The organism is Pseudomonas sp. B21-048, assembly GCF_024748615.1.
In the GTDB taxonomy this organism is placed as follows: domain Bacteria; phylum Pseudomonadota; class Gammaproteobacteria; order Pseudomonadales; family Pseudomonadaceae; genus Aquipseudomonas.
Genome location: NZ_CP087168.1, coordinates 4,379,214 through 4,402,134 on the forward strand (window position 1 = coordinate 4,379,214; position 22,921 = coordinate 4,402,134).

Genomic DNA, 22,921 nt, shown 5'->3' on the forward strand with positions numbered 1-22,921 from the left:
CCTTCTTGCCGCCACACCACAGCAGTCTAATATCAAGCACAAGGAAAAATTGTCCCGGTCTCCTCAAGTTGAGCGCCCCGGCAACCGACACAGTGTTAATAGGATAAATATTCCAAACAGCAGCATATCGGCCAAGCTACTGGCAAAATCCCTTGGAGTGGATTGTCTTTTTTGACTGATACCGCGAGATTGCCAATACTCATGGCAACTTGATGCTACCCGCACGGAACAAGGAATAACCCTTTGAAGCTGGAACTCAAGAACAGCTTGTCGGTGAAGTTGCTCCGGGTCGTGCTCCTGTCGGCATTGGTCGTCGGCGTGGTCTTGAGCTGCGCGCAGATCGTTTTCGATGCCTATAAAACACGCCAGGCCGTGGCCAGTGATGCCCAGCGCATCCTCGATATGTTTCGCGACCCTTCGACCCAGGCTGTCTACAGCCTGGACCGGGAAATGGGCATGCAGGTGATCGAAGGCCTGTTTCAGGACGATGCCGTGCGCATGGCCTCTATCGGTCACCCTCACGAAGCCATGCTCGCGCAAAAATCTCGCGAGCTGAAGCATTCCAACAGCCGCTGGCTGACCGACCTGATCCTCGACAAGGAACGCACCTTCACCACTCAACTGGTGGGCCGCGGCCCTTACAGCGAGTACTACGGCGACCTGAGCATCACGCTCGATACCGCGACCTACGGTGAGGGCTTCATCGTCAGCTCGGTGATCATATTTATCTCTGGCGTATTGCGCGCCCTGGCGATGGCTCTGGTGTTGTATCTGGTTTATCACTGGTTGCTGACCAAACCACTGTCGCGGATCATCGAACACCTGACTGAAATCAACCCGGACCGGCCCAGCGCCCACAAGATTCCGCCACTCAAGGGTCATGAGAAAAACGAGCTGGGAGTGTGGATCAACACCGCCAACCAGTTGCTCGAATCGATCGAACGCAACACGCACCTACGCCACGAAGCGGAAAACAGCTTGCTGCGCATGGCCCAGTACGACTTCCTTACCGGTTTGCCGAACCGCCAGCAATTTCAGCAACAATTGGACAAGATCCTCGTCGACGCCGGCAAATTGCAGCGTCGGGTCGCGGTGCTGTGTGTCGGGCTTGATGATTTCAAAGGCATCAACGAACAGTTCAGTTATCAGACCGGCGACCAGTTGTTGCTGGCCCTGGCCGATCGCCTACGGGCTCACAGCGGTCGCCTCGGCGCCCTCGCCCGCTTGGGTGGCGACCAGTTCGCACTGGTCCAGGCCGATATCGAACAACCCTATGAAGCGGCCGAACTGGCCCAAAGCATTCTCGATGATCTGGAAGCGGCGTTCGCCCTCGACCATCAGGAAATCCGCCTGCGCGCCACCATCGGCATCACCCTGTTCCCCGAAGACGGTGACAGCACCGAGAAGTTGCTGCAAAAAGCCGAGCAGACCATGACCCTGGCCAAGACTCGCTCGCGCAACCGCTATCAGTTCTATATCGCCAGCGTCGACACGGAAATGCGGCGGCGCCGCGAGTTGGAAAAAGACCTGCGCGATGCCTTGATCCGCGACCAGTTCTACCTCGTGTATCAACCGCAGATCAGCTACCGCGATCATCGCGTGGTGGGCGTCGAGGCGTTGATTCGCTGGCAGCATCCCGAACACGGGCTGGTGCCGCCGGATCTGTTTATCCCGCTGGCCGAGCAGAACGGCACCATCATCGCCATCGGCGAATGGGTGCTGGATCAGGCCTGCAAACAACTGCGCGAATGGCACGACCAGGGTTTCGACCTGCGCATGGCGGTGAACCTGTCCACCGTGCAATTGCACCATGCCGAGTTGCCACGGGTGGTCAATAACCTGCTGCAGATGTATCGCCTGCCACCGCGCAGCCTGGAACTGGAAGTCACCGAAACCGGCCTGATGGAAGACATCAGCACCGCCGCCCAGCATCTGCTGAGCCTGCGTCGCTCCGGCGCGCTGATCGCCATCGATGATTTCGGCACCGGTTATTCATCACTGAGTTATCTGAAAAGCCTGCCGCTGGACAAGATCAAGATCGACAAGAGTTTTGTTCAGGACCTGCTCGATGACGATGACGATGCGACCATCGTTCGCGCCATCATCCAGCTGGGCAAGAGCCTGGGCATGCAAGTGATTGCCGAAGGTGTGGAAACCGCCGAGCAAGAGGCCTACATCATTTCCGAAGGCTGCCACGAAGGTCAGGGCTATCACTACAGCAAACCACTGCCGGCGCGGGAATTGAGCGCGTATCTGAAACAGGCTCAGCGCAGTAACGCGGTCATCCACTGAAACAGCCTTTGAAGGCGCTGGCGAAGCCCTGTAGCGAGAGAGCTTGCTCCCTCCCCACAGGGTTGCGTCAGCTGCTATAAATCATGTGCCTGGCATTCAGCCGCGCGAATAAGAAATATTTACAAGCACAACCCTTTACACATAATGCGAAAGATTTGCATTATGTCGCAGTTTTGCGCGCCCTCCACGCGCGTCCATCAATCACCGAAGCAGGATGTTCGCCATGATTCGTATGCCTCTGGCCACCGCCAGTCTGCTGGCCATCGCTATTTCCCTCGCCGGTTGCGGCGAAGGCAAAGACAAGGCTGCCGCTCCACAAGCGCCGACCCCGGCTGCTAGCACCGCTGCCCCGGCTGCGCCTGCCGCTACCGGCAAAGTCGATGAAGCCGCCGCCAAGGCTGTGGTCGCGCACTACGCCGACATCGTCTTTGCCGTTTACAGCGATGCCGAATCCACCGCGAAAACCCTGCAAACCGCCGTCGACGCATTCCTCGCCAAGCCGAACGCCGACACCCTGAAAGCCGCCAAGGCTGCCTGGGTTGCGGCCCGCGTGCCTTACTTGCAGAGCGAAGTGTTCCGCTTCGGCAACACCATCATCGACGACTGGGAAGGCCAGGTGAACGCCTGGCCACTGGACGAAGGCTTGATCGACTACGTCGACAAATCCTACGAACACGCACTGGGTAACCCGGGCGCCACCGCCAACATCATCGCCAACACTAAAGTTCAGGTCGGCGAAGACAAGGTCGATGTGAAAGATATCACCCCGGAAAAACTCGCCAGCCTGAACGAGCTGGGCGGTTCCGAAGCCAACGTCGCCACCGGCTACCACGCCATCGAATTCCTGCTCTGGGGCCAGGACCTGAACGGCACCGGCCCTGGCGCCGGCAACCGTCCGGCTACCGATTTCCTGGAAGGCAAAGGCGCTACCGGCGGTCACAACGATCGTCGTCGCGCTTACCTGAAATCCGTGACCCAACTGCTGGTCAACGACCTGCAAGAAATGGTCGGTAACTGGAAGCCGAACGTGGCCGACAACTACCGCGCCACCCTGGAAGCGGAACCGGCTGAAACCGGCCTGCGCAAAATGCTGTTCGGCATGGGTAGCCTGTCCTTGGGCGAATTGGCGGGCGAGCGCATGAAGGTTTCCCTGGAAGCCAACTCCCCTGAAGACGAACAGGACTGCTTCAGCGACAATACCCACAACTCGCACTTCTACGACGCCAAGGGCGTGCGTAACGTTTACCTGGGCGAATACACCCGCGTCGACGGCACCAAAATGACCGGCGCCAGCCTGTCGTCGCTGGTCGCCAAAGCCGACCCGGCAGCCGACACCGCGCTGAAAGCCGACCTGGCCGCCACCGAAGCCAAGCTTCAGGTCATGGTCGATCACGCCAACAAGGGTGAGCACTACGACCAACTGATCGCTGCGGGCAACACTGCCGGCAACCAGATCGTGCGCGACGCCATCGCTTCGCTGGTCAAGCAGACCGGTTCGATCGAAGCGGCCGCTGGCAAACTGGGCATCAGCGACCTGAACCCGGACAACGCTGATCACGAGTTCTGATCAACGTTGACTGAGTGAAAGAGGCGACCTTGGGTCGCCGATCGTTCCCACGCTCTGCGTGGGAATGCCTCAACGGACGCTCCGCGTTCGGCTGTTGATGTGACGCAGAGCGTCACGGGCTGCATTTCCACGCAGAGCGTGGGAACGATCAGTTGCCTCAAATCAACCAAACGATAATTCCTCTTATTCAAACTCCCCTGCCCTGTTAGACTTTGCGCCCTTGTTTTGCTCGCCTTGCAGGATGTCCGATGCCCTCGCTGCCTCTTCGCTTGTCCGCTCTGTTGCTGGCCCTGGGCCTGAGTGCCTGCGATGACGCCCCGCGTTTTACCCAGGCCGAACCCGGTGAAGCCCGCTCCGGCGGCAGTGCGACGGTGCGCAAGAGCGATCAGAACGCATTCTCCCTGCCGTCCGCCAATCTGCCGCCGTCACGGCGCGTCGATTTCAGTGTCGGCAACAGTTTCTTTCGCAGCCCTTGGGTGATTGCGCCGTCGACCACCACCGCCCGCGATGGCCTCGGCCCGCTGTTCAATACCAACGCCTGCCAGAACTGCCACATCAAGGACGGGCGCGGTCATCCGCCCGCGCCCGATGCGCCGAATTCGGTGTCGATGCTGGTGCGTCTGTCGATCCCTGATGCGCCGGCCTACGCTAAGGTCATCGAACAACTGGGCGTGGTGCCGGAGCCGGTCTACGGTGGGCAGTTGCAGGACATGTCGGTGCCCGGCGTTATCCCGGAAGGCAAGGTGCGCGTCGATTACACAACGGTCCCGGTGCGTTTCAAGGACGGCAGCGAAATAGAGTTGCGTAAGCCGACCCTGCAGATCACCCAACTCGGCTATGGCCCGATGCACCCCGACACGCGTTTCTCGGCGCGCATCGCACCGCCGATGATTGGCCTGGGCTTGCTTGAAGCAATCCCCGACGAGGCCATTCTGGCTAATGCCGAAGCCCAGTCCCGGGAGAAAAACGGCATCGCCGGACGGCCGAACCGGGTCTGGGACGACGCGCAGCAGAAAACCGTCCTCGGGCGATTTGGCTGGAAGGCCGGGCAACCGAACCTCAATCAACAAAACGTTCACGCGTTCTCTGGTGATATGGGCCTCACGACCAGCCTGAGAACCGTTGATGACTGCACCGACGCGCAAACCGCTTGCCAGCAGGCACCCAACGGCAATGGCCCGGATGGTGAGCCGGAAGTCAGCGATAACATCCTGCGTCTGGTGCTGTTCTACAGCCGTAACCTGGCGGTGCCGGCCCGTCGCGATGTCAGCGCGCCTGAGGTGTTGGCCGGCAAGAATCTGTTTTTCCAGGCGGGATGCCAGTCTTGTCACACTCCGAAATACACCACCGCCGCCAACGCCGCGGAACCTGAATTGGCCAATCAAGTGATTCGCCCTTACAGCGACCTGCTGCTGCACGACATGGGCGACGGCCTGGCCGACAACCGCAGCGAGTTCCAGGCCAGCGGCCGCGACTGGCGCACGCCGCCGTTATGGGGCATCGGCCTGACACAAGCGGTCAGCGGCCACACCCAGTTTTTGCATGACGGCCGCGCCCGTAACCTGCTCGAGGCCGTGCTCTGGCATGGCGGCGAGGCAACGGCGGCGCAGCAACAGGTTTTGTCTTTCAATGCCGAGCAGCGCGCGGCGTTGCTGGCGTTTTTGAATTCCCTTTAATACGCATTCCTTCAGTGGGAGCCCGACATGTTCCGTCCCAAATTGTTGTTCACCAGCCTTGCCGCCCTCGCCCTAGGCGCCTGTTCGCCCCAGGATCCGCAAGCGGTCACGTCGGCGGCCATCGCCAAGCAAGTCATCCTGCCGACCTACAGCCGCTGGGTCGAAGCCGACCGTCAATTGGCGGTCAGCGCCTTGGCGTTCTGCCAAGGCAAGGAAACCCTGGACACCGCCCGCGCCGATTTCCTGCACGCGCAGAAAGCCTGGGCCGAGTTGCAACCGCTGCTGATCGGGCCGCTGGCAGAAGGCAACCGTTCGTGGCAGGTGCAGTTCTGGCCGGACAAGAAAAACCTCGTCGGTCGTCAGGTCGAGCAATTGGTGACCGCGCAACCGCAGATCGATGCCGCCGCCCTGACCAAATCCAGCGTCGTGGTGCAAGGCCTCTCGGCGTATGAGTACATCCTGTTCGACAGCAAGATCGACATGGTCGACAGCGCGCAGAAAGCCAAATACTGCCCACTGCTGACCGCCATCGGCGAACGCCAGAAGCAACTGGCCGAAGAGATCCTGTCGCGCTGGAACACCAATGACGGCATGCTCGCGCAGCTGAGCAAATTCCCGAACCAGCGCTACGCCGACTCCCACGAAGCCATCGCCGATCTGCTGCGCGTGCAAGTGACCGCACTGGACACCCTGAAGAAAAAACTCGGCACGCCGATGGGTCGCCAGAGCAAGGGCACGCCACAGCCGTTCCAGGCGGATGCCTGGCGCAGCCAATCTTCGCTGCAAGGCCTGCAAACGAGCCTGAGCGCGGCGCAAACCGTCTGGGTGGGTGTCGACAACAAAGGCCTGCGCGGTCTGTTGCCGAGCGAGCAGAAACCCTTGGCTGACAAGATCGACGCAGCCTACGCAGCGTCCCTGAAACTGCTCGCCAGCAACCAGCGCTCGCTGACCGACATGCTCACTGACGATGCCGGTCGCCAGCAGCTCAACGCTATCTATGAAAGCCTCAACGTTGTCCATCGCCTGCACGAAGGCGAGCTGGCCAAGGCACTGGGCATCCAACTGGGCTTCAACGCCAACGACGGTGACTGATGAGGGCAAGTGCCATGCTGCGACGCCAGGCTCTGACGTTAGGGAGTTTGCTGCTGGGTGCGGTGACACTGGGCGGCTGGACGCTGTTCAAGCAAAAAGACAAAAGCCCGCTGCTGCTCTCGGCACGCGACGATGGTGACGGCAAGCACTACGCCGTCGGTTATCGGCTGGATGGCACCCGGGTGTTTGCCACCCAGGTCGGCCAGCGTTGCCATGACATCATCAACCACCCGACGCTGCCGATAGCGCTATTCGTCGCCCGGCGTCCGGGCACCGAAAGCTACCTGATCGACCTGCGCGACGGCACGCTGCTGCAAACCGTGGTCTCGCAACCGAACCGGCACTTCTACGGTCACGCAGTGATTCACCAGAGCGGCGACTGGTTATACGCCACCGAGAACGACACCTCCGACCCGGGCCGTGGCCTGCTCGGTGTGTATAAGTTCGAAGGTGAGCGGCTGGTGCACAGCGGCGAGCTTTCCACCCACGGTGTCGGCCCGCATCAGGTGTCGTGGATGCCCGATGGCGAGACGCTGATTGTCGCCAACGGCGGCATTCGCACCGAGGCCGAAAGCCGGGTCGAGATGAACCTCAACGCGATGGAGCCGAGCCTGGTGTTGATGCAGCGCGATGGCACGTTGTTGAGCAAGGAAACACTGGCCCAGCAGATGAACAGCGTGCGGCACTTGGGCGTCGCCAGCGACGGCACCATCGTCGCCGGCCAGCAGTTCATGGGCGCTGCCCACGAGTCATCGGAGCTGCTGGCGATCAAGCGGCCCGGCCAACCGTTCGTGGCGTTCCCGGTGCCCGAGCATCAGTTGCAGGTCATGGGGCATTACACCGCCAGCGTCGCCGTGCACAGCGAACTGCGTCTGGTCGCCCTGACCGCACCGCGGGGCAACCGCTTTTTTATCTGGGACCTGGACAGCGGTGAAGTACGCCTGGACGCGCCGCTGCCCGACTGCGCCGGTGTTGGAGCCGTGGCCGATGGTTTTGTCGTGACCTCCGGCCAGGGACGATGCCGATACTACGATTGCCGCCAGCCCCCCCTTGTTGCAAAACCTCTGGAATTGCCCGCGGGGCTCTGGGACAACCATCTCCATCTGATCTGACTCATCCCCCTTGTAGGAGCGAAGCTTGCTCGTGAAAGCGGTGTGTCAGCCAACTAATGTACTGACCGATACACCGCTTTCGCGAGCAAGCTTCGCTCCTGCAGGGTTTGCGCCATTCTGTAATAACTGCCAGTTGGAATCCCCCTCGCGGTGGGAGTAATGTTCCCGCCTGTCTCATCTGATTTTTCTCCAAGGAAATGGAAATATGCTGCGCCGCCGCATGCTGATCATGTTGGGTGTTGTTCTGCTAATCGTGCTGGTCCTGGCCGGTTACAAAGCCTTCTCCATCTACACGATGATGCAGGGCTTCTCCGCGCCGAAACCGCCGATAAGTGTTGCCGTGGCCACCGCCACCGAACGTCCGTGGCAAAGCCGTTTGCCCACGGTTGGCACCCTCACGGCGCTGCAAGGGGTCGACCTGAGCCTGGAGACCGCCGGCACCGTCAAGGAAGTGCAGTTCGAGTCGGGACAGAAGGTCAAGGCCGGTCAGCCGATCCTGCAACTCGACACCGCCGTTGAAACTGCCCTGCTGGCAACCGCTCAAGCCGACCTGGGACTGGCACAACTGGATTACGGTCGCGGCAGTCAACTGGTGGGCAGCCAGGCTATTTCCAAAGGCGAGTTCGACCGACTCACGGCGGTGTTGCAAAAGAGCCGGGCCACGGTCAATCAGCTGAAGGCGGCGCTGGAGAGAAAACGCATCCTCGCCCCGTTCAACGGGACCATCGGCATCCGTCAGGTAGACGTCGGCGACTACGTGGCCAGCGGCACGATGATCGCCACCCTGCAAGACATCAGCAGCCTCTACGTCGACTTCTTTGTGCCCGAACAGTCGGTGCCGAAAATCGCCCTCGGCCAACCGGTACAGATCATTGTCTCGGCCTACCCGACACAGAGTTTCCCCGGGACCATCAGTGCGATCAACCCGAAGGTCGAGAGCAGCACTCGCAACGTGCTGGTACGCGCAACCCTGGCCAACCCCGATGACAAACTGCTGCCGGGGATGTTCGCCAGTCTGCAGGTGATATTGCCTGATCCGCAGCCACGCATAGTCGTGCCGGAAAGCGCGATCACCTACACCCTTTATGGCAACTCGCTGTACGTCGTCGCGCAGAAAAAGGCCGAAGACGGCAGCCTCGAAAAAGACGACAAGGGCGAGCCGATTCTGATCGCCGAACGGCGCTTTATCGAAACCGGCGAGCGCCGCGAGGGGATGGTCATGATCATCAAAGGCGTGCAGAACGGCGAAAAAGTGGTGACGGCCGGCCAGCTGAAACTGGACAACGGCGCGCACATTGCCATCAGCGACGACAAGACCCTAGCCGAGAAGAGCAGTCAGCCGCGCGCTGACTGATCAAGGAATCCCCATGGCTTTTACCGACCCGTTCATCCGCCGCCCAGTGCTCGCCACCGTGGTCAGCCTGTTGATTGTGCTGCTGGGCTTCCAGGCCTGGAGCAAGTTGCCGTTGCGCCAATACCCGCAAATGGAAAACGCCCTGATCACGGTGACCACCGCTTACCCCGGGGCCAACGCCGAAACCATCCAGGGTTACATCACCCAACCGATGCAGCAGAGCCTGGCCAGCGCCGAGGGCATCGACTACATGACCTCGGTCAGTCGCCAGAACTTCTCGGTGATCTCGATCTACGCGCGCATCGGTTCCAACAGCGACCGCCTGTTCACCGAGCTGCTGGCCAAGGCCAACGAGGTCAAAAACCAGCTGCCCCAGGACGCCGAAGACCCGGTGCTGAGCAAGGAAGCCGCCGACGCTTCGGCGCTGATGTACATCAGTTTCTTCAGCAAGGAGCTGAGCAATCCGCAGATCACCGATTACCTGTCACGGGTTATCCAGCCGAAACTGGCGACCCTGCCGGGCATGGCCGAAGCCGAGATTCTCGGCAACCAGGTGTTTGCCATGCGCCTATGGCTGGACCCGGTGAAACTCGCCGGTTTCGGCCTCAGCGCCAGCGACGTGACCAACGCCGTGCGCCAGTACAACTTCCTCTCCGCCGCCGGCGAAGTGAAAGGCGAGTACGTGGTCACCAGCATCAACGCCAACACCGAGCTCAAATCCGCCGAAGCCTTTGGGACGATTCCGCTCAAGGTCGAGGGCGACAGTCGCGTACTGCTGCGGGACGTGGCGCGGGTCGAGATGGGCGCGGAGAACTACAACTCCGTCAGTTCCTTCGGCGGCACGCCCTCGGTGTACATCGGCATCAAGGCCACGCCCGGCGCCAACCCGCTGGACGTGATCAGGGAAGTGCGCAAGATCATGCCGGAGCTGGAAGCTCAGCTGCCGCCGAACCTGAAAGGTGAAATCGCCTACGACGCCACCCTGTTCATTCAGGCCTCCATCGACGAAGTGGTGAAAACCCTGTTCGAAGCGGTGCTGATCGTGATTGTGGTGGTGTTCCTGTTCCTCGGCGCCCTGCGCTCGGTGGTGATCCCGGTGGTCACCATTCCGCTGTCGATGATCGGCGTGATGTTCTTCATGCAGATGATGGGCTACTCGATCAATCTGCTGACCTTGCTGGCGATGGTATTGGCCATCGGGCTGGTGGTGGACGACGCCATCGTGGTGGTGGAAAACATTCACCGGCACATCGAAGAAGGCAAGACGCCGCTGGATGCCGCGCTTGAAGGCGCGGCGGAAATCGCCATGCCGGTGGTGTCGATGACCATTACCCTGGCGGCGGTCTATGCGCCGATCGGATTCCTGACCGGCCTGACGGGGGCACTGTTCAAGGAATTCGCCCTGACCCTGGCCGGGGCGGTGGTGATTTCCGGCGTCGTAGCCCTGACACTGTCGCCGATGATGTGTGCCCTGCTGCTGCGCCATGATGAAAACCCTAGCGGCCTGGCCCATCGCCTGGACGTGATCTTTGAAGGCCTCAAGCGCCGTTACCAGAGTGTGCTTCATGGCACCCTCAACACCCGGCCGGTGGTGCTGGTGTTCGCGGTAATCGTGCTCTGCCTGATTCCGGTGCTGCTCAAATTCACCCAGTCGGAACTGGCGCCGGACGAGGACCAAGGCGTCATCTTCATGATGGCCAATGCCCCGCAACCGGCCAACCTCGACTACCTGAACACCTACACCGACGAGTTCCTCGCGATTTTCAAGGAGTTTCCCGAGTACTACTCCTCGTTCCAGATTAACGGCTTCAATGGCGTACAATCGGGGATCGGCGGCTTCCTGCTCAAACCCTGGAATGAACGCGACCGGACCCAAATGCAGATCCTGCCCGAGGTCCAGGGCAAACTGGAGAGCATTCCGGGCTTGCAGATCTTCGGCTTCAACCTGCCTTCCCTGCCGGGCACTGGTGAAGGCTTGCCGTTTCAATTCGTGATCAACTCGGCCAACAGCTATGAGTCATTGCTGGAAGTGACGGACCGGGTGAAAAAAAGAGCGATGGAGTCCGGCAAGTTTGCCTTTGTCGACGTCGACCTGGCCTTCGACAAACCCGAAGTCGTGGTGGATATCGATCGCGCCAAGGCCGCACAGATGGGTGTGTCGATGCAGGACCTGGGCGGCACCCTCGCGACGTTGCTGGGTGAAGCGGAGATCAACCGTTTCACCATCGAAGGTCGCAGCTACAAAGTCATTGCGCAGGTAGAACGCCCCTTCCGGGATAACCCCGACTGGCTGAACCATTATTACGTCAAGAACACCAAGGGCGAATTGCTGCCCCTGTCGACCCTGATCACCGTGACCGACCGGGCGCGGCCGCGCCAGTTGAACCAGTTCCAGCAACTCAATTCGGCCATTCTTTCCGGGGTCCCGCTGGTCAGCATGGGTGAAGCCATCGACACCGTGCGCCAGATCGCTCGTGAAGAAGCGCCGGCGGGATTCGCCGTCGACTTTGCCGGTGCGTCACGGCAATACGTTCAGGAAGGCAGCGCGCTGTGGGTCACCTTTGCCCTGGCGTTGGCGATCATCTTCCTGGTGCTGGCGGCCCAGTTCGAAAGTTTCCGCGATCCGCTGGTGATTCTGGTGACCGTGCCGCTGTCGATCTGTGGCGCGTTAATCCCGTTGTTCCTCGGCTGGTCGAGCATGAACATCTATACCCAGGTGGGATTGGTGACGTTGATCGGACTGATCAGCAAGCACGGGATTCTGATCGTCCAGTTCGCCAACCAGTTACGCAAGGAGAAGGGGCTGACGCCTCGCGAAGCGGTAGAGGAAGCAGCAGCCATTCGCCTGCGTCCGGTATTGATGACCACGGCGGCGATGGTGTTCGGCATGGTGCCGTTGATCATCGCCACCGGCGCGGGTGCCGTCAGCCGGTTCGATATCGGCACGGTGATCGCGACGGGAATGTCGATCGGGACGCTGTTCACCTTGTTCGTGTTGCCGTGCATCTACACGTTGCTGGCTAAACCCGACAAACCGGTAAAACACCCATAAACCTGTGGGAAATTCTATGTAGCCTTGAATGATCGTTCCCACGCTCTGCGTGGGAACGATCGACACAAAAAAGGCCTCGCATCTGCGAGGCCTTTTATTTGGGCTTCAATCTGTTCAACTCTGTGGCCTCAGTCCCTGAGAAAGTCCGAACATGAACAGTAACAAGTCATGATCGGGTTGAGTGCCCACGGGTGCCTTGGCAACCCGGGGCAACAGACAATGCGCGTCACCGTGCTCGGAGCTGAGGACTTGTGTGCGGGGCTGCTCCCAGGCCGCCACCGCCAATGAAGCAACTGCCAAGGCTCCGGCTAAAAACACACCTCGTGCAATTTCGAGTTTCATTGTCATAAGCCTTTGATAGCGCTGCCAAACGCCGTCTCATAAAAGTAGACGAGTTTTTTCCAGTCCGTATCGCTGAACGACGAGTGGCGACGCAGTTGTTTCAGGTCATGGGCCGCCGCTTGACGGGCGGTCCAACGCCGCCGACATTTTTCCAGATCGATCAAGGCAATTTCGACCTTGGCTGACTCGCCTTCGCCAGTGACCCGCACGAATACGTGCTTGATGTAGATGCAACTGTGTTGCCAGCGGCCTTTGTGCATACGGGTCAGGTTATCGGCCAGGTCCTTCAACACGCGATCATGCACCGCCTCACCGTAGCGCTCGCGACCACCACCGGCGTACCAGTGTTCGATTTCCTCAAAGCCATCCAGGGACTTGGTCACCAGCAATGCGCGCCATTTATGCACGGGATCGCGCTGTGCACCGCAGAAAACGATTTCCGGGACACGCACATCGAGCAGACGCAGGCCAATCAGCGCATCGCGCTCGCGCAATACAGTCGGCCGGCCGAACGGGTGTAACCCGCTGCGATAGATGTGCCCGGTTTGGCGCTTGGCATAGAGCAGCTGTCCATCGCTGCCCATGACGCGCTGCACACCACTTTCTCCACCGCGACGGACGTTGGGCTCTTCTACCCATTCACCGCGCAGGTTCCAGAAGTGGTCGAAGCGATCTTGGGGAGCGACTTCCATTTCTGCTGCACCTTGCACTGCCATCCTGTTACCTCTTGCGTAATACGTAGACCCGCCACATGGCGTAGAGCGGTAAAAAGTCCAGTTGTTCCTGGACATGGAAACCCGCCTGCTCGAATTCTTTTTCAACCGTGGCAGCCGGTAACACAAATCGATTCTGATAACCCTCCTGCCCACGCTTTTTCTCGGCGCGCTTGCGTTTCCAGGCCTTGAAATTGCCGTCCACCCACAACGAAACAATCACGCTGTCGCGGGTAACGCGTTCAAATTCGCGCAGAATGGCCAGTCGATGCTCGGCTTCACCAATGTGATGAAGCAAGCGCATGCAGAAAATGCTATCGACGGCGTTATCGGGCAAGGCAATGTCGAATGCAGAAGTGTGCAAGGGTTGTACCCGTTTTACCACGTCGGCCGGTTGTGCCTGCATGGCAGTCTTCAACATGGACTCCGAGTTGTCGGCCCCAATGATGACACGGTTGTGTTTTTCCGCCAGTAGTGGCCAGAAACGCCCCGCGCCGCAAGGCAAATCGAGGACCAGTCCAGGATCACCGGCCAGCGTCAGCGCTTTGCGTGCCAGTTGCTCGTCACGCCAGTGGGACAGTCGACGGCCGATACTTGCCTGATGTTTGCGCAAATATTTCTGGGCATGTTGATCGTCGTACTTTTCGGAAAAATCGAGTTTGATCGGACCCGCCATGACTGCAGTCTCCTGAACGTCTGATGACAACCACATTAGGTAGCGCAATGTCAGCGTCGGGTCATGCCTTTGTGAAAAAATCGTCATGTAAAACCCGGAGTTATTTCGAGGTTTTACATGGACGAATTCATTGAGCCCTAAGGGTCGCGATCAGACGATTTTTTTGCTTTTCAGTCAAATCAACCCCGGGATGGACTCAATTCCACCTGAAAACGGCAGCCATTGGGTTCCATGTTCGTCAGGCTGACGCTCCAGCCCTGGTTCTCGCAGATCCGCTGCACCAGCGACAACCCCAGCCCCAGGCCTTCGCCGCGTTTCTCGTTGCCGCGCACGAAAGGCTCGAACATCGCCTCGCGTTTTTCCTCGGGAATGCCCACGCCGCTGTCTTCGACCACAAACCCCGTCTCTGTCAGCGTCAGGCGGATAAACCCGTGTTCGGTGTAATGCAGCGCATTGCGCAACAGGTTGCCCATTACGGCGTGCAAAAGGGTCACGTTATAGCGGGTGTCTGGTGGATTGCCCGATTCAACGTTCAGCGTCAGGCCCTTGGCCTCGATCGGCTCGCGCCATTGGCTGAGCAATCCGTCGGCCACCTGGCTCAGGGTCTGCTGGGGGGCCATGCTGGCGTCTTCATGTTGAGCGCGAGCCAGCATCAGGAAGGTTTGCACCAGCTCGCGCATCTCCGCACACGCCCGGGCGATTCGCTCGACCTGGGCACGCCCGCGCTGATCGATACCGGGGTTTTCCAGTAACAATTCACAGGAGCTGGCCAACACCATCAGCGGTGTGCGCAGCTCATGGCTGACATCACTGGTGAACAATCGCTCACGGGTCAATGCCTGACGCAAGCGCCCCAGGGTGGCGTCGAAGGCCACGGCCAGCTCGCCCACTTCATCGGCGGCATAATCCGGCGCCAGTGGCGGTGCCAGGCCCAACAACTGATCCCGATGACGCACCTGACGGGCCAGGCGCACCACCGGTGCCATCACCTTGCGCGCCAGCACCCAGCCGAGAAACACCGCCAGCGTCAGACTCAGCACGAAGCCCACCAGTACTACAGCAAACAGCACCCGTTCACGCTCTTCGAAATCGCTCTGGTCCTGCAACAGCACGTAACGCCGACCGTCGACGACTTCGACCATCGCGTGATACGACAGCTGCTCGCGAAAAACTTCATGAAAGCCCGAATCCAGGTGCCGCAGATCCTTGGGCAACTCGAAGTCGCCCGGCCCGCCGCTAAAATAGAACAACTGGTCTGGCTCGGGGCGGTGGCTCCAGTCCGAGACGCTATCCATCAACAACAGACGTTGCAAATCGCCGCCTAAACCTGCCGAAATCAGTTTCTCTTCCACCAGATGCACGGTCGCTATAATGCCGATGGCAAAGGCTCCCGCCACCAGTGCGCTCATCAACGCAAAGGCGATGATGATCCGTTGAGCAAGGCTCTGCTTAAACTCCATCACGGCCCTCGGCCAAGCGATAACCGACGCCGTGTACCGTGTGCAGCAAGGGCTTGTCGAACGGCTTGTCGATCACCTGACGCAGTTGATGGACGTGGCTGCGCAGGCTGTCGCTGTCCGGGCAATCATCGCCCCACAGGGCCTCTTCGAGAATTTCCCGGCGTAATACATGGGGGCTTCTCTGCATCAACACGGCCAGCAATTTCAGGCCCACCGGGTTGAGTTTCAACAAACGGCCTTCGCGCGTCACTTCCAGCGTATCGAGGTCGTAACTCAGATCGCCGACCTGCAGGGCACGACGACCGCCACCCTGGGCACGGCGCATGACCGCCTCGATGCGTGCCGCCAGTTCGGACAGGGCAAAGGGTTTGATCAGATAGTCGTCGGCGCCGGACTTGAAGCCCTGCAGGCGGTCGTCCAGTTGATCGCGGGCGGTGAGCATGATCACCGGCGTATCGCGGCGAGCATCTTCGCGCAGACGTTTGCACAGGGTATAGCCGTCGATGCCGGGCAGCATGATGTCGAGCACAATCAAATCGTAATGCTCGGTGGCCGCCAGGTGCAGGCCCGACAAACCGTCCTGCGCGCAATCCACGGTGTACCCTTTGAGCCCAAGATAATCGGCCAGATTGGCCAGGATATCGCGGTTGTCTTCAACCAATAGAATTCGCATCGGCACCTCCTCCGTACACAACGGCTGTCTTGGCGCGCAGCTTAAGGCCAAGTGGGGCTCAGGGCTAGGGTGACATGCTGGGGTAAATCCGACAAAAAAACCGGAAACGGCCTTAACAACTTTTTCACTATCGATTCACAGGCTGACGACAGTGGTGTGTTCAGACTCCCGCGGTTGCGCTCTTCAGAACATTTCACTCACCAAGGAATTGCCATGGCTTCGACCGCTGCCCGCCCCGCTTCCAGACCACTGAATGCCTGGTTATGCCTGGGAGTGCCCGCCCTTGCGGCGATCACCCTGCTGCTGCTCGAACTGACGTCCCTGGACATGGACCTTGCCAGACTGCTCTATGACCCGGTCGCCGGCGAGTTCATCGGGCGACACAGTTACTTTCTGGAAAACATCCTGCATGACCGGGCCAAGCAAGTGGTCATCGCCTTTTCGGTGTTCGCCATTCTGGGCTTCATCGGTACCTTTTTCGTGGACAGGCTCAAACCGTTCAAACGGGAACTGGGTTGCCTGGTGTTGTCCCTGGCGCTGGCGACATCATTTGTCACCCCGGTCAAAGCAGTGACGGCGGTGCAATGCCCGTGGAGCCTGGAGCAATTCGGCGGACACGAAACCTACAGTGAACTGCTCAGCCCTCGCCCGCACACCGACAAGCCGGGACGCTGCTGGCCAGGTGGTCATGCGGCGACTGGTTTCACCTTGTTTGCGCTGTTCTTCGTCCTGCGCGACCGTCGTCCGCGTCTGGCGCGCAAGGCGTTTGTCTTTGCCTTCGCATTGGGCACGGTGTTTTCCATCAGCCGGATGATGCAGGGTGCGCATTTCTTTTCGCATAACGTGTGGACGGCGATTTTCTGCTGGTTGATTTGTCTGGGAGCGTATTACTACATTCTTTATCGGCCGGCCTCCAAAGCTGAGCTAGTCACCAACGCGGAACCTGTCAGCGTCTGAGCTGACGCGAAGGAGCCCTCATGAACAACACAACTTTCTGACAGGTAATAAAAAACCCCGCCGGCTTAACGCAGGCGGGGTTTTTATGTACGGGGTAAGGCTGGCTTACATCATGCCGCCCATGCCGCCCATACCGCCCATGTCTGGCATGCCGCCGCCAGCTGGTGCGTCGTCCTTGATCTCGGCGATCATGGCTTCGGTGGTGATCATCAGGCTGGCAATCGACGAAGCCGCTTGCAGAGCCGAACGAGTCACTTTGGCCGGGTCCAGGATCCCCATTTCGATCATGTCGCCGTATTCGCCGGTCGCAGCGTTGTAACCGTAGTTACCCGAGCCCTGCTTGACCTTGTCGACGACTACGCTTGGCTCGTCGCCGGAGTTGGCAACGATCTGACGCAGCGGCGCTTCAACAGCACGACGCAGCAACTGGATGCCAACGTTCTGGTCATCGTTGTCGCCTTTCAGCTCGGAGATCGCCTGCAGAGCGCGAACCAGTGCCACGCCGCCGCCAGGTACCACGCCTTCTTCAACGGCTGCACGGGTAGCGTGCAGGGCGTCTTCAACGCGGGCTTTCTTCTCTTTCATTTCAACTTCGGAACCAGCGCCAACCTTGATCACTGCAACGCCGCCGGACAGTTTGGCCAGACGCTCTTGCAGTTTTTCACGGTCGTAGTCGGACGAAGTATCAGCCACTTGCTGACGGATCTGCAGAACGCGAGCCTGGATGTCAGCCTCAACGCCGGCACCGTCGATCACGGTGGTGTTTTCTTTGGACAGGATCACGCGCTTGGCATTACCCAGGTGTTCCAGGGTAGTGCTTTCCAGGCTCAGACCGATCTCTTCGGAGATAACGGTACCGCCAGTCAGAACAGCGATGTCCTGCAGCATGGCCTTGCGACGGTCGCCGAAGCCTGGAGCCTTGACGGCTGCGACTTTAACGATGCCACGCATGTTGTTCACAACCAGCGTCGCCAGGGCTTCGCCTTCAACGTCTTCGGCAATGATCAGCAGTGGACGACCGGCTTTGGCAACGGCTTCCAGTACTGGCAGCATTTCGCGGATGTTCGAGATTTTTTTGTCGACCAGCAGGATCAGCGGACCGTCCAGCTCGGCAGTCATGGTCTCTGGCTTGTTGACGAAGTACGGGGACAGGTAGCCACGGTCGAACTGCATGCCTTCAACAACCGACAGTTCGTTTTCCAGGCCCGAGCCTTCTTCAACGGTGATCACGCCTTCTTTACCGACTTTTTCCATGGCTTCGGCAATGATGTCGCCGATGGAGCTGTCGGAGTTGGCCGAGATGGTGCCGACCTGAGCGATGGCCTTGGTGTCAGCGCAAGGCTTGGACAGGGCTTTCAGCTCTTTGACGATGGCGATGGTCGCTTTGTCGATACCGCGCTTCAGGTCCATCGGGTTCATGCCGGCAGCGACGGCTTTCAGGCCTTCGTTGACGATCGATTGAGCCAGAACGGTAGCGGTGGTGGTGCCGTCGCCTGCGTCATCGTTGGCACGGGAGGCAACGTCTTTGACCAGCTGCGCGCCCATGTTTTCGAAGCGATCTTTCAGCTCGATTTCTTTGGCAACGGAAACGCCGTCCTTGGTGATGGTCGGAGCGCCGAAGCTCTTCTCGATGATCACGTTACGGCCTTTAGGGCCCAGGGTCGCTTTTACTGCGTCAGCCAGGACGTTGACACCGGCGAGCATTTTCTTGCGGGCGGAATCGCCGAATTTAACTTCTTTAGCAGCCATGATCGATATTCCTTAAATACTTTGTAGTAACGGGAAAATGAGCGGGGAATCAGCCTTCGATAACCGCGAGGATTTCGCTCTCGCCAATAACCAGCAGGTCTTCGCCATCAACTTTCACAGTGTTGCTGCCGGAGTAAGGGCCGAACACAACCTTGTCACCCACTTTCACGGCCAGCGCACGCACTTCACCGCTGTCCAGTGCTTTGCCTGGGCCTACAGCGAGGACTTCACCCTGGTTTGGCTTTTCAGCGGCCGAACCTGGCAGGACGATACCGCCAGCGGTTTTCTTTTCTTCTTCGCTGCGACGGACGACGACGCGGTCATGCAGAGGACGAAGCTTCATTGTCGATCTCTCCTAATTGTGATTTTCATCGGCCGGTGTAGTCCCGGCGGGTTTAACAAATCCGGCGGTGCCGGGTGCGGTTCGTCAAGCGAACCGCGGAAGTCTGTCTGGCGCAATTGCCAGAAACCTTGCGGTGACCGTTACATAAGGGCGCACAAGCTTATTTCAAGGGTAGGAAGCAAAAATTTTTACATCCAGGCCCTTAAAATCAACACAGCACCCGAAGGTGCTGTGTTGATGGAAGTGTTACCTGGAATCGCGGTGTTCGAACTCGCCTTCGATCACATTGGGCTCACGGCCCAGTGGTTGCTGCGGAGCAGGACCGCCCCGTGGCCGAAGGTCATCGGCGAACGCGCGCTGACGCATCGCTTGTTCCTCGGCGCGCTGGCGCATTTTGTCGGCCAGCAGTCGACGAGAGATCGGCAGCAGCATGATCAACCCCAGCACGTCGGTGACGAAGCCCGGCAAAATCAACAGACCGCCCGCCAGGGCCAGCATCAGGCCTTCTAGCATGGTCTGAGCCGGCAGCTCGCCGCGGTTCAGGCTTTCACGGGCGCGCAGCGCAGTGGCCAGACCGGCGATGCGCAGCACGAACACGCCGAGCATCGAGCCGAGAATGATCAGCAGCAGGGCCGGGAAAAACCCGATCGCCCCGCTAACCTTGACGAATACGAACAGCTCCAACACCGGGAACAGCACAAAGAGCAACAAAAAAGGGCGCATCAAATGGTTCCTCAACGCAAGAATGCCTTGCCAGTCTTCCCTAGATGACGTCGCCGTTTCGTGAATTCAAGCGTCGACCACTTCATTTTTCGGCCAATGCTCGGCGTGAGCCAGGAAAACCAAGGCTTCCCGGACTTGTGTCGGCGTATTACAAGGCGTTTGAAACGGTAGCCAGTAGAGCCCCTGACCGATGCGCAAGTGCATGCCTTCGGTGTCGATACCAGCCAATTGCGCCGGCGCGGTTTTCGGCAGACCCGCCAGCTCGACATAATGAGCGATGGCTTTGGCGTGATCGGCATTCATGTGCTCGACCATGCTTGCTTCGGCCTTGCCGGCGAACGGGTTGGCGAGGGTCAGGTGATCGACCCAGTGGATCGCGCCGAAGCCGCCAATGTAGCGGTGACGTACCTCGTTGAGCACCCAGAAATCGAAATCATGGGCCTTGTGATAATTCTGCGAATCCGGGAAATAGCGGTAGTAACGCTCGGCAGCCGCTTCGATGGCAGCGGTGTCTTGAAGCTTTTCCGCTTCGGCGAGGTAAGTCAGGCGACCAACGGCTTGTATGTCTTCAGCCTCGCGCTCACCCACCAGCAGCGAGCATTTCGGATCCTTCTGCAGGTTATGAGTGTGCTGAGCGATGCGGCTGATAAGGATCAGCGGCCGACCCTGTTCATCCAGACAGTACGGCACCACGGAGCCAAACGGGAAACCGGGCATCGCTTTAGAGTGCGTCGAGAGCACTCCACGGTATTCCTTGAGAAGCAATTCTCGGGCATGCTTAGCCACTACAACGCTCAATTTATGACTCCTTATTTAGAATCCGTCAAAAACGGACAGGCGCCTTGGTAAAAGTTTCAGTACACCATAGGGCAGTTCTCATGTGCAGCCAGGCCACCATCCGGCTCAGATCGAGAGGCCCTCTAGAAGGAAAACCACTGCGATCTGCTATGGAGCTATGCGAATGCAACTCACTGACAAAGTAATCATTATCACCGGCGGTTGCCAGGGTTTAGGCCGTTCCATGGCCGAGTATCTCGCCGGCAAAGGCGCGAAGCTGGCGCTGGTGGACCTGAACCAGGAAAAACTCGACGCCGCCGTCGCGGCTTGCAAGGCCAAGGGTGTCGAGGCCCGCGCCTACTTGTGCAACGTCGCCGATGAAGAACAAGTGACCCACATGGTCGCCCAGGTGGCCGACGATTTCGGCGCGATCCATGGCCTGATCAACAATGCCGGCATTCTGCGCGACGGCCTGCTGCTGAAGGTCAAGGACGGCGAAATGACCAAGATGAGCCTGGCCCAATGGCAGGCGGTGATCGACGTCAATCTGACCGGCGTGTTCCTGTGCACCCGTGAAGTCGCGGCAAAAATGGTCGAGCTGCAAAACATCGGCGCGATCATCAATATCTCGTCGATTTCGCGCGCCGGCAACGTTGGTCAGACCAACTACTCCGCCGCCAAGGCCGGTGTCGCTGCGGCGACCGTGACCTGGGCCAAGGAACTGGCACGTTACGGCATTCGCGTGGCGGGCATTGCGCCGGGTTTCATCGAAACCGAGATGACGCTGAGCATGAAGCCCGAAGCGCTGGAGAAAATGACGTCGGGGATTCCGCTCAAGCGCATGGGCAAACCCGAAGAGATCGCCCAGTCGGCGGCTTACATTTTCGAGAACGACTACTACACCGGTCGGATTCTGGAACTGGATGGCGGGTTGCGGATTTAAGGTTGGCACCGAACCTGTGGCTAGCATGAGCATGCTCTCTGTGGCGAGGGAGCTTGCTCCCGCTCGGCTGCGCAGCAGTCGTAAAAACCGTCAACCGAGTTTCACCTGATAAACCGCGGTTGCTGATTTTAGGGCGGCTTCGCCACCCAGCGGGAGCAAGCTCCCTCGCCACAAAAGCGAAGCTTGCCCCTTGCCCAATCAATCGTCGCTGACGGTGATGTTCGGCATCGCCGGCGTTGCTGCTTCCTGCAACACAATCCGCGCGCCGACATGGCGGGCCAGCTCCTGGTAAACCATCGCAATCTGGCTGTCGGGCTCGGCGATCACCGTTGGCTTGCCGCCATCGGCCTGTTCGCGAATCAGCATCGACAGTGGCAGCGATGCCAACAGTTCGACACCGTACTGGTTGGCCAGCTTCACACCGCCGCCCTCACCGAACAGATGCTCGGCATGCCCGCAGTTGGAGCAGATGTGCACGGCCATGTTTTCCACCACGCCCAGCACCGGTATGTTGACCTTACGGAACATCTCCACGCCCTTGCGCGCGTCCAGCAAGGCCAGATCCTGCGGAGTGGTCACGATCACCGCACCGGCCACCGGGACTTTCTGCGCCAGGGTCAGCTGGATATCACCGGTGCCTGGCGGCATGTCGATAACCAGGTAATCCAGGTCGCCCCAGGCCGTTTGCGTGACCAACTGCAACAAAGCGCCGGAAACCATCGGCCCACGCCAGACCATCGGCGTGTTGTCGTCGGTCAGGAACGCCATGGACATCACTTCAACACCATGGGACTCAATCGGAATGAACCACTTCTGATCCTTGACCTGTGGTCGGGTACCTTCGGGGATGCCGAACATGATGCCTTGGCTCGGGCCATAGATGTCCGCGTCGAGAATCCCGACCTTGGCACCTTCACGGGCCAGGGCCAACGCGAGATTGGCAGCGGTAGTGGACTTGCCCACACCGCCCTTGCCGGACGCCACGGCCACGACGTTCTTGACGTTGGCCAGGCCCGGAATCTGTGCCTGAGCCTTGTGCGCGGCGATTACGCTGGTGATCTCGACGCGCGCGGTGACAACGCCGTCCAGGCCTTCAATGGCCAGTTGCAGCAACTGCGCCCAGCCGCTCTTGAACAGACCGGCGGCGTAACCCAGTTCCAGCTGGACGCTGACGCGATCACCCTGGATATCGATGCTGCGCACACACCCGGCGCTGACAGGGTCCTGGTTCAGGTAAGGGTCGGTGTATTGGCGAAGGACGGCTTCCACCGCTGCGCGATTGACGGCGCTCATGGGCAACTCCGATAGCAAGACTGGAAAATCAGGCAGGTATCCTACGCCGGACACACATTTGTGGCGAACAGAATACCGTGGCGAGCAGGTTTACCTGCTCGCCACAAAAGCTCTTTTGCAACAATAA

19 protein-coding genes are annotated in these 22,921 nt (G+C 59.5%); 9 read left to right on the forward strand and 10 right to left on the reverse strand.

Translation table 11 applies throughout. The features are described from left to right. Positions 1-243: 243 nt before the first annotated feature. The 7 genes from LOY56_RS20545 (at position 244) to LOY56_RS20575 (ending at position 12,145) form a co-directional block, all read left to right on the forward strand. The gene (locus LOY56_RS20545; protein ID WP_258616863.1) at positions 244-2,292 is read left to right on the forward strand and encodes a bifunctional diguanylate cyclase/phosphodiesterase; all 2,049 of its coding nucleotides are present in this window, start codon (positions 244-246) and stop codon (positions 2,290-2,292) included. A 223-nt stretch (positions 2,293-2,515) separates the two neighbouring features. Continuing rightward, the gene (locus tag LOY56_RS20550; RefSeq protein ID WP_258616865.1) at positions 2,516-3,859 is read left to right on the forward strand and encodes an imelysin family protein; all 1,344 of its coding nucleotides are present in this window, start codon (positions 2,516-2,518) and stop codon (positions 3,857-3,859) included. A gap of 248 nt (positions 3,860-4,107) precedes the next feature. Then, complete coding sequence (locus LOY56_RS20555) at positions 4,108-5,535, forward strand: di-heme oxidoredictase family protein (protein WP_258616868.1); 1,428 nt, start codon at positions 4,108-4,110, stop codon at positions 5,533-5,535. 27 nt (positions 5,536-5,562) lie between these two features. Then, complete coding sequence (locus LOY56_RS20560) at positions 5,563-6,627, forward strand: imelysin family protein (RefSeq protein WP_258616869.1); 1,065 nt, start codon at positions 5,563-5,565, stop codon at positions 6,625-6,627. A 14-nt stretch (positions 6,628-6,641) separates the two neighbouring features. Further along, positions 6,642-7,739 (forward strand): DUF1513 domain-containing protein, encoded by a 1,098-nt coding sequence (locus LOY56_RS20565; RefSeq protein WP_258616871.1) that lies wholly within the window; start codon positions 6,642-6,644, stop codon positions 7,737-7,739. 205 nt (positions 7,740-7,944) lie between these two features. Then, on the forward strand, positions 7,945-9,093 hold the full coding sequence (locus tag LOY56_RS20570; RefSeq protein ID WP_258616872.1) for an efflux RND transporter periplasmic adaptor subunit: 1,149 nt from the start codon (positions 7,945-7,947) through the stop codon (positions 9,091-9,093). A 13-nt stretch (positions 9,094-9,106) separates the two neighbouring features. Then, on the forward strand, positions 9,107-12,145 hold the full coding sequence (locus LOY56_RS20575; protein ID WP_258616873.1) for a multidrug efflux RND transporter permease subunit: 3,039 nt from the start codon (positions 9,107-9,109) through the stop codon (positions 12,143-12,145). Positions 12,146-12,259: 114 nt separating this feature from the next. On the opposite strand, the gene LOY56_RS20580 is transcribed toward LOY56_RS20575, so the two are convergent. From LOY56_RS20580 to colR, 5 genes are all read right to left on the reverse strand, one after another. Beyond that, positions 12,260-12,487 carry a hypothetical protein gene (locus LOY56_RS20580; protein ID WP_258616874.1) on the reverse strand — a complete coding sequence of 76 codons (228 nt, stop codon included), beginning with the start codon at positions 12,485-12,487 and terminating at the stop codon, positions 12,260-12,262. Positions 12,488-12,489: 2 nt separating this feature from the next. Beyond that, positions 12,490-13,203, reverse strand: a complete 714-nt coding sequence (locus LOY56_RS20585) for a lipopolysaccharide kinase InaA family protein (protein ID WP_258616875.1) — start codon at positions 13,201-13,203, stop codon at positions 12,490-12,492. 4 nt (positions 13,204-13,207) lie between these two features. Further along, a complete protein-coding gene (locus tag LOY56_RS20590) occupies positions 13,208-13,876 on the reverse strand; it encodes a class I SAM-dependent methyltransferase (RefSeq protein ID WP_258616877.1) in 669 nt (222 codons plus the stop codon). Between the two features lie 179 nt (positions 13,877-14,055). Continuing rightward, positions 14,056-15,336 (reverse strand): HAMP domain-containing sensor histidine kinase, encoded by a 1,281-nt coding sequence (locus LOY56_RS20595; RefSeq protein ID WP_258616879.1) that lies wholly within the window; start codon positions 15,334-15,336, stop codon positions 14,056-14,058. After that, the gene (colR, locus tag LOY56_RS20600) at positions 15,326-16,009 is read right to left on the reverse strand and encodes a two-component system response regulator ColR (protein ID WP_258616880.1); all 684 of its coding nucleotides are present in this window, start codon (positions 16,007-16,009) and stop codon (positions 15,326-15,328) included. The genes LOY56_RS20595 and colR overlap by 11 nt, the downstream gene beginning before the upstream one ends. Before the next feature lie 213 nt (positions 16,010-16,222). On the opposite strand from colR, the gene LOY56_RS20605 reads away from it, so the two are divergent. Then, positions 16,223-16,966 carry a phosphatase PAP2 family protein gene (locus tag LOY56_RS20605; protein WP_258616881.1) on the forward strand — a complete coding sequence of 248 codons (744 nt, stop codon included), beginning with the start codon at positions 16,223-16,225 and terminating at the stop codon, positions 16,964-16,966. A gap of 105 nt (positions 16,967-17,071) precedes the next feature. Here the strand turns inward: LOY56_RS20605 and groL are convergent, their stop codons facing one another. The 4 genes from groL to LOY56_RS20625 all read right to left on the reverse strand — a co-directional run bounded on the left by groL (position 17,072) and on the right by LOY56_RS20625 (position 20,579). Then, positions 17,072-18,715 (reverse strand): chaperonin GroEL, encoded by a 1,644-nt coding sequence (gene groL, locus LOY56_RS20610; RefSeq protein ID WP_258616882.1) that lies wholly within the window; start codon positions 18,713-18,715, stop codon positions 17,072-17,074. A 49-nt stretch (positions 18,716-18,764) separates the two neighbouring features. Then, the gene (locus LOY56_RS20615) at positions 18,765-19,058 is read right to left on the reverse strand and encodes a co-chaperone GroES (RefSeq protein ID WP_030128183.1); all 294 of its coding nucleotides are present in this window, start codon (positions 19,056-19,058) and stop codon (positions 18,765-18,767) included. Positions 19,059-19,304: 246 nt separating this feature from the next. Then, positions 19,305-19,781 (reverse strand): FxsA family protein, encoded by a 477-nt coding sequence (locus tag LOY56_RS20620; RefSeq protein ID WP_258616883.1) that lies wholly within the window; start codon positions 19,779-19,781, stop codon positions 19,305-19,307. Positions 19,782-19,847: 66 nt separating this feature from the next. Next, entirely contained in the window at positions 19,848-20,579 is a 732-nt protein-coding gene (locus LOY56_RS20625) for a HugZ family protein (protein ID WP_258616884.1), read from the reverse strand. Positions 20,580-20,742: 163 nt separating this feature from the next. On the opposite strand from LOY56_RS20625, the gene LOY56_RS20630 reads away from it, so the two are divergent. After that, a complete protein-coding gene (locus tag LOY56_RS20630; RefSeq protein ID WP_258616886.1) occupies positions 20,743-21,501 on the forward strand; it encodes an SDR family oxidoreductase in 759 nt (252 codons plus the stop codon). 198 nt (positions 21,502-21,699) lie between these two features. On the opposite strand, the gene apbC is transcribed toward LOY56_RS20630, so the two are convergent. Beyond that, entirely contained in the window at positions 21,700-22,794 is a 1,095-nt protein-coding gene (apbC, locus tag LOY56_RS20635) for an iron-sulfur cluster carrier protein ApbC (protein ID WP_019581546.1), read from the reverse strand. Positions 22,795-22,921: the final 127 nt, after the last annotated feature.

Coding starts and splice junctions, on each gene's coding strand:
- LOY56_RS20550 (WP_258616865.1), top strand. CDS start 2,516: ATGATTCGTATGCCTCTGGCCACCGCCAGTCTGCTGGCCATCGCTATT.
- LOY56_RS20555 (WP_258616868.1), top strand. CDS start 4,108: ATGCCCTCGCTGCCTCTTCGCTTGTCCGCTCTGTTGCTGGCCCTGGGC.
- LOY56_RS20560 (WP_258616869.1), top strand. CDS start 5,563: ATGTTCCGTCCCAAATTGTTGTTCACCAGCCTTGCCGCCCTCGCCCTA.
- LOY56_RS20565 (WP_258616871.1), top strand. CDS start 6,642: ATGCTGCGACGCCAGGCTCTGACGTTAGGGAGTTTGCTGCTGGGTGCG.
- LOY56_RS20570 (WP_258616872.1), top strand. CDS start 7,945: ATGCTGCGCCGCCGCATGCTGATCATGTTGGGTGTTGTTCTGCTAATC.
- LOY56_RS20575 (WP_258616873.1), top strand. CDS start 9,107: ATGGCTTTTACCGACCCGTTCATCCGCCGCCCAGTGCTCGCCACCGTG.
- LOY56_RS20580 (WP_258616874.1), bottom strand. CDS start 12,487: ATGAAACTCGAAATTGCACGAGGTGTGTTTTTAGCCGGAGCCTTGGCA.
- LOY56_RS20585 (WP_258616875.1), bottom strand. CDS start 13,203: ATGGCAGTGCAAGGTGCAGCAGAAATGGAAGTCGCTCCCCAAGATCGC.
- LOY56_RS20590 (WP_258616877.1), bottom strand. CDS start 13,876: ATGGCGGGTCCGATCAAACTCGATTTTTCCGAAAAGTACGACGATCAA.
- LOY56_RS20595 (WP_258616879.1), bottom strand. CDS start 15,336: ATGGAGTTTAAGCAGAGCCTTGCTCAACGGATCATCATCGCCTTTGCG.
- colR (WP_258616880.1), bottom strand. CDS start 16,009: ATGCGAATTCTATTGGTTGAAGACAACCGCGATATCCTGGCCAATCTG.
- LOY56_RS20605 (WP_258616881.1), top strand. CDS start 16,223: ATGGCTTCGACCGCTGCCCGCCCCGCTTCCAGACCACTGAATGCCTGG.
- groL (WP_258616882.1), bottom strand. CDS start 18,715: ATGGCTGCTAAAGAAGTTAAATTCGGCGATTCCGCCCGCAAGAAAATG.
- LOY56_RS20615 (WP_030128183.1), bottom strand. CDS start 19,058: ATGAAGCTTCGTCCTCTGCATGACCGCGTCGTCGTCCGTCGCAGCGAA.
- LOY56_RS20620 (WP_258616883.1), bottom strand. CDS start 19,781: ATGCGCCCTTTTTTGTTGCTCTTTGTGCTGTTCCCGGTGTTGGAGCTG.
- LOY56_RS20630 (WP_258616886.1), top strand. CDS start 20,743: ATGCAACTCACTGACAAAGTAATCATTATCACCGGCGGTTGCCAGGGT.
- apbC (WP_019581546.1), bottom strand. CDS start 22,794: ATGAGCGCCGTCAATCGCGCAGCGGTGGAAGCCGTCCTTCGCCAATAC.